Source organism: Lysinibacillus sp. GW823-FHT06C08 (assembly GCF_058795135.1).
In genome coordinates this window covers 1,532,611-1,544,935 of record NZ_JBXAHN010000001.1, presented here as the reverse complement: position 1 = coordinate 1,544,935, position 12,325 = coordinate 1,532,611, and the positions used below count along the sequence as shown (strand labels likewise).

Below are 12,325 nucleotides of genomic sequence, written 5' to 3'. Positions count from 1 at the left end.
AAATGTCTCGTCGTATGAAATTAGATTTATCTATTATTGTACAAAAGGCAATAGAATTAGTTGATGAACACGGATTAGACCAACTGTCAATTGGGCTATTAGCAGAGAAATTGGAAGTGCGACCGCCTTCCCTATATAACCATCTTGATGGATTACCTGAATTGAAGCAAAAGTTAGCCATTCAAGGCGTCAAGAGCCTGCAAGCATCTATGCTTCAAGCAGCAGCGGGACGCTCAGGCGATGATGCCATCCGTGCAATTAGTAAAGCTTATATTCAATTTGTTCGAGAGCACCCTGGCTTATATGATGCTAGCACTCGCTTTCCAGATGCTAATGATCTAGATTTGCAGCAGGCTCAAGAATCTATCGTACAGCTTGTACTTCGTGTATTAGAAACCTATCATTTGCAAGATGAAATGGCGATTCATATGGTCAGAGGACTACGCAGTATTCTTCATGGATTCACCTCTATTGAACAATTAGGGGGATTCGGGATGCCTCTTGATAGAAATAAAAGCTTTTCCATCTTACTAAACACTTTTATAGAAGGTATTCATGCAGTTATGCTCAATCAGCCTGAAACGTAGATGTTGACACACCACCCTAATTTGTAAATATTTAGTGATTAATCTATAATTAGCTATAAATATAATGGGAGGTAAAACTATGATTATTGCTTTACATCATGTGCAAATTACTATTCCAAAAGGTTCAGAGGAGCAAGGGAAAGATTTTTATTGCGGTGTCTTAGGTCTAAAAGAAATAGAAAAACCCCATTCTCTTAAAGGTAGAGGCGGGTTTTGGTTACAGCTTGGTCACCAAGAGGTACATGTAGGAACAGAGGATGGCTTTGATCGATTGTCGACAAAGGCTCATATTGCGTATCAAGTTGAAGATATTGATTATTGGAAGACGAAACTAGCCAAACATCAAATCGAAATAGTAGAATCTGTACCTATCCCAAGTTATGAGCGTTTTGAATTCCGAGATCCATTTGGTAATCGACTAGAAATCATACAGGCAATTGCCTAAACTGTCCTATTTGAGGGCAGTTTTTTTAAATGAAACCCGCACATATTACAGTTTACTGAAACATTTGTAATATAACTGTAAATTCCTTCGATAAAGCCATTTATAGCAGGCGTTGAGGCACTCCCCACTTCTCCCTGGCAACATTTACCGTCAAGAAGCCCTATATTTTCATGCTACGATTATTTCCAGGCAAGACGATACAGGAGAAATCCTACTAGAAGCTTCAGGAGGTAATATACAACATGAATAAACGATTTTTATCTACAACACTTGCATTAACAATTGGATTTAGCTCATTCGGATTAGTCCAAACAGCGATGCAGCCAATTCAAGTAGAGGCAGCTACAACAAATGCACAAAACAACGCTCAGGCAGTTGCCGCTAAAGCCGATCAATTGATTCAAACTGGTAAAAGCTTAATGGGTCAATCGACATATAGCAATACGGTTTACAAGCCTACATATCCTTATAAATTTTCTTGTGCTTCATTTTTAATGTATATCTTCGAGAAAAATGGTGTAGATCTTGGGACGTATAATGAAAACTATATGATACAACAAGGCACATATGTAGCGCGAAACCAATTACAAAAAGGTGATTTACTATTCTTTAAGAGTAAAAAAACAGGCACGGATCCCGATCATGTAGGTATGTATATTGGTAACAATAAAATGATCCACATGGCTGATTCCAAGCAAAATATCGTAATCTCAGATTTAAATAGTAAACCATATTATACTGAAAACTATGTATCCGCACGACGCGTTTTACCTACCCTACTATCTGCCAACCCAGCAACAAAAGGCGATAAAATTGTAGAGAATGCGATAACGTATAAAAATAAAGCAACGATTAGTTCTTCAACGAATGAATCGAGCCTACGCTTTACAGCTCCAGCATTTGTCGATTTCGTCTATCGTAAAAGCGGTGTGACACTAGGCGCAAAAACGTTAACTGATTTAATGAACCAAGGATCAACAGTAGCACGTGCAAACTTGAAAAAGGGTGATTTAGTATTCTTTAATAGTGTGGCAGGCTCAAAAAATCCTTCAATTGTTGGGATTTATGCTGGTGATCACCGTATTATCATCCCTAATTCCGATGGTGTAATGACGAGAGTTTTATTAGTTGATTACTATAAAGAACACTATATTACAGCTAAGCGGGTTTTCTCTGACACCCCCTCGGTAAGTGCACCTTCAGCGAATACGTCTGCCGATAAGATTATTGCTACAGCTTCAGGTTTAACTAGCAAAGCAAAATTTGGCTATACGTATAATGAGAGTGCACTAACTTTCACAAGTGCGGGATTTACGTACTATGTATTTAACAAGAACGGCATTGATTTAAAGGATAAACTAGCGAGCAAACAGGCTTTAGTTGGTACAAAAGTACTCAAGTCTCAGCTTCAAAAAGGTGATTTATTGTTCTTCTCAACGAATGATGGAGGAGCAAATATTACACAAACAGGTATCTATTTAGGAAATAATCAATATATTAGTATGACTACAAACAATGTTGTCAAACAAAATTTAAGTTCCACTTGGGCGCAAAAGAATTATGTTACAGCTCGACGTGTGATAAAATAACAAAGCTTTAAATGGTAGGGTGTCTCAATATTGGAGACACCCTTTTTAGTTAGGATAGATTTTTAAGATTGTTGGCAAATTCAATCATGGATCTACTCGACATCGGTCCTTTTATGAGAACAATCGTGTCCGCGTCAAGCTTTGGTTTCAATATTTCTAATACACCTGTTACATCTTTAAACGTATGAACCTCTGCTTTAGTTCCATCTTTTTTTGCTTGGTCAGCAATTGCCTCTGCCCTTTTGCCGATCGTAATTAATGTATCTATCTGTCTTTCAGCTACTTTGGAGCCAATTTCCCGATGATATTTTTCTTCAAAATTTCCTAATCGCTTTATATCCCCTAGCACAAGAATAACTTTTTTCTCTTTTCCTACTGTATCTAACACTTTCAAGGCTGCTTCGACAGAAGTCGGATTATTGGTCCACGTATCATCAATAATCGTACTGTCACCTATCCCTTTCGTAAATTCTAAATGTCTCGCCATCTGTTTAAAGGTTCTTAACCCTGCAATGGCTTGACGTATGGAAAGTCCCATTTCGCTACAGGCAGCAATGGCGGCTAACGCATTATATACTTGATGCTCACCGTAACCAGGTACAAACACATTATACTTAGTGTCTGCTACTTCTAGCACGAATTTCATGCCTGTATGAGCAAATTCTATAGCGGAAGCTTTGTAATCAGCCGAATCCTGTAAGCCAAATTTAATAATTTTCCCTTTAAATTTTTGTAATGATATTTTTTCGATATTGGTATCATCTGCATTAATTAGTAGTGTACCATCTGCTCGAATTCCCTCGACTATCTCTGCTTTTGCTTTAATATAACCTTCAAGATTGAGACAGCCATCTAAATGGTGAACACCAATATTTGTAATAATGCCGATAGTTGGTTGATAGATCATGCATTGATGTTTTATATTACCTGTATTCCCTAAGCCTAGTTCAAAAATGGCTGCCTGTGTTTTATCATCAACACCCGTCAAATAGGGCAATGATTGCCTTGGCTCATTTTTACTACTAACAGATGCTTGCACTTGCCAATGTTTACTAGCGATATGTTTTAGCATCTCTTTCGTTGTCGTTTTACCACAGGTTCCTGTCAATGCCACTACCGGAATTTGAAAAAGGCCTCGATAATATTCAATAAATGTCCAGTATGCCTGTGCAACGCTTTTGACGTGTAAAACCGTTGTATTATCTAACGCATTTTTCAACTCAGTAGCCGGTTTATCGGAAATGACAAGGGAGGGCCCCTTTCTATCAATCTCTTGCCAATTGATTTTATCACTTCGACTAACAAACATAAGTGTGTGATTGTGAATTAAATCATGTCGATTATAGTAGATTGCATGCTTCACAGACCATTGATCTGATCCATGGATAATTTTCCCCTGTAGGACGCTTCTAATTTTTTGCACACTAATGGATTGCAAGTATACTACGCCTCCTTTCTTTATCAATCTTGTACAGACCTATTAATTCTCTTGATCAAGAATGCTACATTTCTGATCAATTACTATACGTTATTAGATTGGCATTCTATATGACACAGTTAATATCCTATAAATGAAGAAGTGAGCTAAATTGTGGGAGGTGGCGGTTTAAATTTAAGCTCAGCTGCTAATTTGGAAACCTGTTCACTATACATATCACCCTTTATAAGGACTATCGTATTTTCATCTACAATCTTCTGCAACAATGGATAAACAAGCGTGCTATTTTTATAGGTATAAACAGGAGCGTTAAACCCTAAATTCACAGCATGATCAGCCATGATTCGCGCGTGCTCTCCAATAGTAATGAGCACATCCACACCAATACGGTGAATTAATTCACCCGCCTGCTCATGAATAATATAGCCCCATGAACCCAAATCGGTAATCGTGCCAATAACAGCAATTTTTTTCTTGCCTTCTCCGAGATCATTCAACACTTTTAAGCCTGCCTCTAAGGAAGTTGTAGTAATACTCCATGTATCATCTAAAAGCATGGAATGATTAATGCCCTCAAAGAGCTGTAATTGCTTTTTCAATTGACGGAAAGATTGGAGTTGATTGGCTGCCACCGGAATGGGTACCCCTATTTCATAAGCCGCTGCAATGGCAGCAAGGGCGTTGTACACTTGATGTTGGCCAAACCCTGGTACAAATATGTCATAGATTTTTCTATTATGGTGCAGCTTAAAGTTCATACCCTTTTGATAATATTGGATATGGCTTGCACGAAAATGACAAGAATCATGGATGCCTACCTTCAATACGCGCCCATTAAACTTAGAGATATCTAGTTTTTTAGTATTCATATCCTCACCGTTTATGATGAGGGTCCCTTTTGGCTGAATGATGTCTAGCATTTCTCCCTTCGCCTGAATATAGCCTTCAAGCGTCTTACAATAATTCAAATGATGGGCACCAATATTAGTAATAATCCCAATAGTCGGCTTAAAATATTTTCCTGCATTCGTGACATCCCCCGGTGAGCCAACAGCTGTTTCAAATACAGCTGCCTCAGTGTCATCTTCAATATTCAGTAAATATTGCAATGATGCCGTTCTTGAGTTACTACTTAATGTCGTTGCTGTCACTTGTCGATCAGCAGAAAGAATATGTTTAATCATCTCTTTCGTTGTTGTTTTGCCTGAAGTACCCGTAATCGCAACAATCGGGATATGAAACTGATTGCGATAAAAATGAACAAATCTCCAATATGCCTCATCTACATTCGCAACCTGTATGATGATGATTTGGGTTGGAATGTCATTTGGCCGATATGCTCTGTCGGTCACTATTACAAGAGGAGAAAGTGGCTCAAGACTTTTCCAATTAACAATACGTTTACTTGTAAAAAGGGCTGTATTGGGCTTTTTCACTTGTTTTAATCGATAAGCACCATGCTGTATTAGCATTTCCTCAGACCCTTGCACTAAATAACCCGCCGTAATCATTGCTAAATTTTTCACCGAAAGAGGCTTCATATCTTTTCTCCCTCCTTTCTTTTCTAGTATATGTAACCTCTTAAAAGTTGCTTGGATGTAGACAAGATACACAACTAGAAGAAAACTATTTCGTTGCATATATATAAAGGTGATTAAGTATCTAAGTACCAATAGAAGGAGTGATATACCTGAAAGCGATTGTATTTATCGGTACAAACAAATCCGGGTCTAGTCGTGAAGCAACAAGAGCAGCTGAAAGATTAGGCTATTTCACAATACTTTTCACCAATAATGAAAAACAACTTCAGCAGCGCCGATCTTACCCCGATATTCATAGAATGATACTCATTGATACTTTGAATATCGAGAGAATGAAAGAGGAAATTGATAAACTAGGAAAAACCGGATTAGAGATAAAAAGTATCGTTAGTTTTGTTGATCCATTTGTCCATGTTGCTTCCATGCTATGTGATGAATTTTGTCATAACTATACATCGTCCTCCGCCATTGAAATTATGGAGGATAAAGAAAAGACTAGAAATTATTTAAAAAACCAACCATACTCACCAAAATTTTCACTCATGAAGCCTAATGAACCCATTGCGAAAAATTTAACATTTCCATTAATCGTGAAATCACCAAAGTCAACAGGTTCAAAAGATGTACTATTAGCAACAGATGCCGACCAGCTGAATAACCACCTCAAAGCATTGCGCAGTAAAAACCCCTATGAAACGATTATGATTGAAGAATATTTGGAAGGCCCTCAATATTTAGTGGAGGCGGTCGTATATCAACGTCAATCACATGTCATTGGCATTATTGAGCAGGAAATTACCCAAGGAAAACGGTTTATCATAACAGGCTATGGAGTATTAGTGAAAGCTCCTTTGGATATTCAGGCAGGCATTGAGGAAGTTCTTCAATCCATCGTCAAAGCTTTTGATATTGAAAATGGCGCTCTTCATTTGGAACTCCGCCTGACAAAAAACGGCTGGAAGCTCATTGAGATTAACCCAAGGATTTCTGGAGGTGCTATGAACAATATGCTTCAAGCGGCTCTCGGATTTAGTTTAGTGGAAGAAACACTAAAGCTCCTTCTTGGTGAAGAGCCTAATCTTAAGCCTAGACATAAAAAGTTTGTTTACACAAAATATGTCATTGTGGAAAGCAAAGGAATATTAGAAAAAGTGATTGGCAGAACAAGAGCGACGAATTCAACTGGAGTAGTTGAGGTTTATGTTAAGCCAAGGAAAGGTACTTTATTAACCCCTCCTTTATCAATGGGTCACCGTTATGCCTATGTCATTGCACAAGGTTCAACCCTATCAGAAGCTCGGACTCATGCAACAACTGCCGCCAAAGAAATTAAATTTATTTTAAGAGTATGAAAAAAAATCCCGAATAATTGCCGCTTGCCAGTGGACAGTTACTCGGGTTTTTATATTCATTCAGTTACCTTGAAGTCATTGATTATTCTTCTTTTAATGTTTGGTCCAAATATTTCACCGTTTCAAACATATTCGTTTTACTAGCACCCTTGACGAGAATCGTATCATGAGGTTTGATGAGTTTATCTAGCAGTGCATGCAAGGCATCTTTATTAATAAAATGGTGTACCCTAGCTGGGTCCATACCCATTTCAATCGCTGCATTGCTCATTTCATCTGTCCTAAATCCATAGGTAATGAATTCATCAATGCCTTCCTCGTAAATATACTCGCCAACCTTCCGATATTCTTCTTCCCTCAACACGCCAAGCTCACGCATTTGTCCAATAATCGCCACTTTACGTTTCTTAGCAATATTCGTCAATACATCAATAGCTGCTCGGACTCCTTGTGGATGGGAGTGAACCGTATCATCTATAACCGTAATATCATCGCGCAAGTTATAAATCGTTAAGCGTCTTGGTGGCTTTTTAAAGTTGAGCCCCGCCTGAATATCCAATGGACTAAACCCTAAATAATCTGCTACTGCTACAGCATTAAGGGCATTGTAAACATGATGCTCTCCCAGAATAGGAATATACAATTCTATTTCTTGCCCATGCAGCTTCATTTTAAAGGACATGCCAATATCCTTATACTGAAGATCATATGCTCGGTAATCAGCATCTCTTTTTATACCTACCGTTAGCATTTTCCCTTTAAATTGCTGTGTCTCTAAAAATCTTGAATTATCATCATCTTTATTCAATATTAATAGCCCTTGTTGATCCATCCCATGAATCAATTCAGATTTCGCCTTTGCAACGCCTCTTACATCCCCATCAAAGTTACCTACATGGGCTAAACCAATATTCGTCACAATACTAATATTCGGTTGAATGATGCTACAGTGATTCGTAATAATACCTGGATAGGCCATGCCATACTCTAATACGACAGCCTGATGGGAATCATTAATTTCTTCCTTATGCTTTTTTGTATGCTCTGTCGTATTCCAATAATCCTTTGATTCAAACACATTCCATTGTTTTGATAAAATCGAACCGACAAATGCTTTGGTTGTTGTTTTTCCCGCACTTCCCGTAATCGCAATAATAGGAAGGTTCTTTTTGATCTCCACTGGATTGCTTTTCTGTTGTACAATCTCCTTTTTGACCTCCACTGGATTGCTTTTCTGTTGAACCATTTTCTTTTTTACACGTTTTGGATTTTTTGCAAGATACATCGCATAGCGGATGGAATTAATCACGACATCTAATTCTAAATAAAAAGCAGGAGGACAGCCTGGGCGCCAATTTACCTCATACATCCAAATTTTTTGTTGTTGATCTAAACCGACATCAATGCCAATTTCATCAATGACTTCCCCAAATTTCTCCATTTGTATGTCATCTAGATGATGAGCCAGTGCTAAAGAGAAATGCTCGAGCATTCGCCGAATGTTGTAGGCTTCTTCCTTGAACTCTTGCTCTAAAAATGGATCTAAGTAATTGGTGAATCCGCCATTGTTAATATTCGGGATGATAGAGCCATTTGGAGCAATCCGAGGATAAACAGTCGTCACCACCCATTTACCTTCCCCATTCTTTTGGACATGCAGACGGAAATCATATACTTGGCCTGCCTTTGTAATCGATTGAATATAAGGCTGCATAATAAAAGTACCAGACGCTAGCTGCTCTTTTAACAAAGCATCTAATTGAGGCTTTGAATAGATTGTGTTCGTACTATCCTTTTTAACCTCAAAATTCTTCGGTCCCGCCTTCGTAATAAAATAAATTCCTTTTCCTTTACGTCCATCAATCGGCTTAAAGACAACCCTTTTATAATAATTAATGAACTTATGAAATACATCAGCATCCTTGACAATTTCAGAAGGAATCAAATACTGTTCGAATTCCTTGGCTTCCTTTAATCGCTTCATTACATTCCATTTATTCCCTATCGAATACGTCGTAAAGGGAATCTCTTCTTTTAAGCGATCAATAATCTCCTTGGACACAGATAGCTTTTCGGGACTCCCCGCATTATAAATAACATCTGGAAAAGGCATTGTTTTCTCCTGCCACTGCCCATCCTCATAAACCTTAGCTCGAATGGAACGTTTTGCAAAATCAACACTTTTAGGTGTAAAATAGAAAAACTGTGCCCCTTCTGCCTTTGCAACTGCTGCATACGCATAAGACTTGAGAACTGTCGTTGGATCAAGCCGATGATGCAGCATACCAATAATCGTCATAGCTAAACTTCCTTTCATTAAATTCTCTCTCTATTACATTCACACTTAATCCCTTTCATATAGACAGATGCTCTAGCTCTAGTAGTTTAATATGAGGCTACCATTTAGGCTCTATGATAAATTTCCCTTTTAGCATATCTGGCTTTAATAGTTGTATCGCTGAAATGCCACTAAGTTCAATGGATTTTTCTGTACTCGTTTTTTCTAGCCTCACAACATCTGCAAGGAAATTTGTATCGTTCCCCTCATAGTCAAAGGCGCGCAGCAATGACACCGTGCCACGATATCGATCCTTATCGACATCCTCTATACGGAAAAATTCCGTTTCAAAATTCTTTACCGTATCCATTAACCTTAAATGAGCGCCACTATTGGTAATTAAAAAAAACGGAATCGTATCACTCCCAACTATTTTGACAAGCAGCTGACCGAAATATTTAGAATGAAAATCCATCATAATATCCTGAAGATCCTTCAAATCGCATAAAGCTTCGCATAAAAAATGATTTCTTTTTTTCTCACTATTCAAATTGTAGCCCCCTTACTAGTCTGAATAAGTATCTTGGTCCCCGTAAGTTGCCCTCTCGTTATAATATGTAGCGATCAATAATATGACGACCTTTTCACAAAGAAACTAAAAAAACCTCTACCATTCGAAATGAATGGTTAGAGGTTCGAAGCATTTCATTATTTGACAAAGCATGCCAGTAGACCTTCTAAATCATATTGTTCCAAGGCATCTATTGTATGATGACCTGTAGCAAAGGGTAATTGCTTGGTGATGGTATTGGGAACAACTACCGTATGAAGCCCTGCTGCCAAAGCTGCACGTGCTCCATTCGGCGAATCCTCCATAGCGATCGCTTCACTAGCACTTACTCCTAACTGTTCAAGCGCCTGCAAATACAGCTCAGGATCAGGCTTAACATTTGTCACCGTATCAGCCGTACAATAACAATCAAAAAACTCGCGTATCCCTAGTGCCTCCACAAACCGATCAATCCATTGACGACTTGAGCTACTAGCAATACCCATTTTTAAACCCGCTTCCTTTGCTTGCTGCAAAAGATTTAAAATACCAGGTCGTATCACTTCCAATTCCATCAGCTCCGCATGCTTTGCTTGAATAGATGTACGAAATGCCTCCACATCCAAACCCATGTGATGATGTGTCACGAGATAAGTATAAGGATTAAAATCTTGAAGATTTGTCCCAAGGCATTTTGCATAAGTCTCTAACGATAATTCCACACCATATGATGCATAAGCATCCTTAAAAACCGTATACCAAGCTGTTTCTGTATCAATAATCGTCCCATCAAAATCAAAAATAATAGCCTTCATTAACATCCTCCTCCCCTAAACAGGTAATCTGCTATTCTCGCAGGCTTTCTGGCAAAGTGCCTGCTCTATCCGGCACTTTGACTGCTCTATCCGGCACTTTACCTGCTCTTTCCCTCTATTCCTGCAGGCTATCACGCTCTTCCACTTTGCTATCGGCCTCTCTGCCATTTCGATCTCCTTGATTCAGCAAAATCACGCCGCCTATTATGAGGGCGATCCCAAGTGCAGAGTAGAGGTTAAACAAATCGTTCCAAATGACAATGCCTACAATCACCGTCAAGGCGGTACCGACACCTGACCAGATGGCATAGGCTAGGCTTAATGGCAAGGTTTTCAAGCATAGGGATAGGCTGTAGAATGATATTCCATAGCCAAGTGCCACCGCTACAGATGGTTCTGGAACAGTAAATCCATCCGATAGCTTCAGCATAGTTGTCGCAAAAACCTCACTAATAATCGAAAGTGTTAAAAATAAATAGCCTTTCATGGCGTTTGCCTCCTAATGACCACCCGCAAGATTGAGCACCACGACACCTACAATAATACAAAGAATCCCTAGTACCTTCTTACGATTGAATATTTCCTTATACAGCACAACCCCTACAATGGCTGTTAGTGCTGTGCCTAACCCTGCCCATATTGCATAGGCGGTGCCAATGGGTATGGTTTTTAAGGTTAAGGCTAAACAATAAAAGGCCGTTCCATAGCCGACCACCACACCGAGAGATGGCCAAATACGGGAGAAGCCTTCGGTGCGCTTGAGCATGGAGCTAGCAAAAACTTCTGCTACAATGGCGATGAATAAAAAACTGAAAACCTTCATTTAAGGAAAACCCTTTCTTGCTACTATGTTTAGATGACGAAAATTAATCTTCATCCTCGACATACTCTAATATATCTCCTGGCTGGCAGCCCAAAGCCTTACAGATTGCATTTAAGGTAGAGAAACGCACGGCTCTTACCTTGCCTGTTTTTAAATTTGAAAGATTGACGATCGACACATCAACCTTCTCTGCAAGCTCACTTAGCTGCATTTTACGATCCGCTAGCATCCGGTCTAAGCGAATAATTATAGTCATATTTTCACTTCCTAAGCTGTTGCATCATATTCATCTTGGAGAAAAGCACCGTAACGGAAAATACGAGCAATGGTCCAAATCACCAAGCCACAAAGTAATAGTGTCCAATTAATGCCTGTGAAATGATAGCTGACCCCTGTAATAAAATCTGTCTTTAGCAATAGTGATTCAAGCTTAAATGGTTGCATCATTAGATAGACGATATATGTACGGAATGCACTCACAGTTAAGCTCAAGACTATCACACAATACGCAATTCTTTCTATTTTTTTACTATTATCTAGTGAAAATATGATCCCTTTTGATAAATTATTTAAAATATTCCTTACTTGAACAACCATCAAAAATAAAATAGTTATGTATATTGTAGCAGTTAATACTAATTTCACGACATCTATTTTGGAGTAGTGCATATCTTGAACTGTCTGCTCGGACAGCAGCATTTCCAGCCCCTCAAAATGGATGGAAGCTGTCACACTTGCCTTGGCTAACCAACCATTTACATCATTTTCTGACACAATCATTACGCCAACCAAAATAACTGCCATTAACGCCATGCCCAAAATCATAAGAACTATGATGATTGTAAAAATCATACGAAGCCCCTTTGTCAACAATTGAAATTCTTTACTTTGAATCGTTTTCTCCATT

General features: G+C 38.6%; 13 protein-coding genes. 4 read left to right on the top strand and 9 right to left on the bottom strand.

The window, feature by feature from the left end; translation table 11 throughout:
* The first annotated feature begins 2 nt into the window (after nucleotides 1-2).
* From AC1Q6O_RS07275 to AC1Q6O_RS07265, 3 genes are all read left to right on the top strand, one after another.
* Entirely contained in the window at nucleotides 3-587 is a 585-nt protein-coding gene (locus AC1Q6O_RS07275; RefSeq protein ID WP_008175711.1) for a TetR/AcrR family transcriptional regulator, read from the top strand.
* Between the two features lie 79 nt (nucleotides 588-666).
* Entirely contained in the window at nucleotides 667-1,032 is a 366-nt protein-coding gene (locus AC1Q6O_RS07270; RefSeq protein ID WP_043989996.1) for a VOC family protein, read from the top strand.
* Between the two features lie 242 nt (nucleotides 1,033-1,274).
* A complete protein-coding gene (locus tag AC1Q6O_RS07265; protein WP_090001856.1) occupies nucleotides 1,275-2,621 on the top strand; it encodes a C40 family peptidase in 1,347 nt (448 codons plus the stop codon).
* 49 nt (nucleotides 2,622-2,670) lie between these two features.
* Here AC1Q6O_RS07265 and AC1Q6O_RS07260 read toward each other — a convergent pair whose 3' ends face one another.
* Entirely contained in the window at nucleotides 2,671-4,044 is a 1,374-nt protein-coding gene (locus tag AC1Q6O_RS07260) for a UDP-N-acetylmuramoyl-tripeptide--D-alanyl-D-alanine ligase (protein ID WP_258955257.1), read from the bottom strand.
* A 161-nt stretch (nucleotides 4,045-4,205) separates the two neighbouring features.
* Nucleotides 4,206-5,600, bottom strand: a complete 1,395-nt coding sequence (locus AC1Q6O_RS07255) for a Mur ligase family protein (protein ID WP_089984933.1) — start codon at nucleotides 5,598-5,600, stop codon at nucleotides 4,206-4,208.
* 140 nt (nucleotides 5,601-5,740) lie between these two features.
* Here AC1Q6O_RS07255 and AC1Q6O_RS07250 point away from each other — a divergent pair, with 140 nt between their 5' ends.
* Complete coding sequence (locus AC1Q6O_RS07250) at nucleotides 5,741-6,952, top strand: ATP-grasp domain-containing protein (protein ID WP_008175700.1); 1,212 nt, start codon at nucleotides 5,741-5,743, stop codon at nucleotides 6,950-6,952.
* 82 nt (nucleotides 6,953-7,034) lie between these two features.
* Here AC1Q6O_RS07250 and AC1Q6O_RS07245 read toward each other — a convergent pair whose 3' ends face one another.
* From AC1Q6O_RS07245 to AC1Q6O_RS07215, 7 genes are all read right to left on the bottom strand, one after another.
* Nucleotides 7,035-9,269, bottom strand: coding sequence for a YheC/YheD family protein (locus AC1Q6O_RS07245; protein WP_090001852.1), 2,235 nt, complete (start codon nucleotides 9,267-9,269; stop codon nucleotides 7,035-7,037).
* A gap of 79 nt (nucleotides 9,270-9,348) precedes the next feature.
* Nucleotides 9,349-9,780, bottom strand: coding sequence for a hypothetical protein (locus tag AC1Q6O_RS07240; protein ID WP_008175697.1), 432 nt, complete (start codon nucleotides 9,778-9,780; stop codon nucleotides 9,349-9,351).
* 158 nt (nucleotides 9,781-9,938) lie between these two features.
* On the bottom strand, nucleotides 9,939-10,601 hold the full coding sequence (locus tag AC1Q6O_RS07235; protein ID WP_492401016.1) for an HAD family hydrolase: 663 nt from the start codon (nucleotides 10,599-10,601) through the stop codon (nucleotides 9,939-9,941).
* A 109-nt stretch (nucleotides 10,602-10,710) separates the two neighbouring features.
* Nucleotides 10,711-11,082 carry a DMT family transporter gene (locus tag AC1Q6O_RS07230; protein WP_342532559.1) on the bottom strand — a complete coding sequence of 124 codons (372 nt, stop codon included), beginning with the start codon at nucleotides 11,080-11,082 and terminating at the stop codon, nucleotides 10,711-10,713.
* 12 nt (nucleotides 11,083-11,094) lie between these two features.
* A complete protein-coding gene (locus tag AC1Q6O_RS07225) occupies nucleotides 11,095-11,418 on the bottom strand; it encodes a DMT family transporter (RefSeq protein WP_008175689.1) in 324 nt (107 codons plus the stop codon).
* A gap of 43 nt (nucleotides 11,419-11,461) precedes the next feature.
* On the bottom strand, nucleotides 11,462-11,674 hold the full coding sequence (locus tag AC1Q6O_RS07220; RefSeq protein WP_008175687.1) for a helix-turn-helix domain-containing protein: 213 nt from the start codon (nucleotides 11,672-11,674) through the stop codon (nucleotides 11,462-11,464).
* Between the two features lie 11 nt (nucleotides 11,675-11,685).
* Nucleotides 11,686-12,324 (bottom strand): DUF2975 domain-containing protein, encoded by a 639-nt coding sequence (locus tag AC1Q6O_RS07215; RefSeq protein WP_427071650.1) that lies wholly within the window; start codon nucleotides 12,322-12,324, stop codon nucleotides 11,686-11,688.
* Between the last annotated feature and the right edge of the window lies 1 nt (nucleotide 12,325).

What these genes read in the sequence shown, in the direction of transcription:
- AC1Q6O_RS07275 (WP_008175711.1), top strand. Translation starts at nt 3, where the DNA reads ATGTCTCGTCGTATGAAATTAGATTTATCTATTATTGTACAAAAGGCA.
- AC1Q6O_RS07270 (WP_043989996.1), top strand. Translation starts at nt 667, where the DNA reads ATGATTATTGCTTTACATCATGTGCAAATTACTATTCCAAAAGGTTCA.
- AC1Q6O_RS07265 (WP_090001856.1), top strand. Translation starts at nt 1,275, where the DNA reads ATGAATAAACGATTTTTATCTACAACACTTGCATTAACAATTGGATTT.
- AC1Q6O_RS07255 (WP_089984933.1), bottom strand. Translation starts at nt 5,600, where the DNA reads ATGAAGCCTCTTTCGGTGAAAAATTTAGCAATGATTACGGCGGGTTAT.
- AC1Q6O_RS07245 (WP_090001852.1), bottom strand. Translation starts at nt 9,269, where the DNA reads ATGAAAGGAAGTTTAGCTATGACGATTATTGGTATGCTGCATCATCGG.
- AC1Q6O_RS07235 (WP_492401016.1), bottom strand. Translation starts at nt 10,601, where the DNA reads ATGTTAATGAAGGCTATTATTTTTGATTTTGATGGGACGATTATTGAT.
- AC1Q6O_RS07230 (WP_342532559.1), bottom strand. Translation starts at nt 11,082, where the DNA reads ATGAAAGGCTATTTATTTTTAACACTTTCGATTATTAGTGAGGTTTTT.
- AC1Q6O_RS07225 (WP_008175689.1), bottom strand. Translation starts at nt 11,418, where the DNA reads ATGAAGGTTTTCAGTTTTTTATTCATCGCCATTGTAGCAGAAGTTTTT.
- AC1Q6O_RS07220 (WP_008175687.1), bottom strand. Translation starts at nt 11,674, where the DNA reads ATGACTATAATTATTCGCTTAGACCGGATGCTAGCGGATCGTAAAATG.
- AC1Q6O_RS07215 (WP_427071650.1), bottom strand. Translation starts at nt 12,324, where the DNA reads ATGGAGAAAACGATTCAAAGTAAAGAATTTCAATTGTTGACAAAGGGG.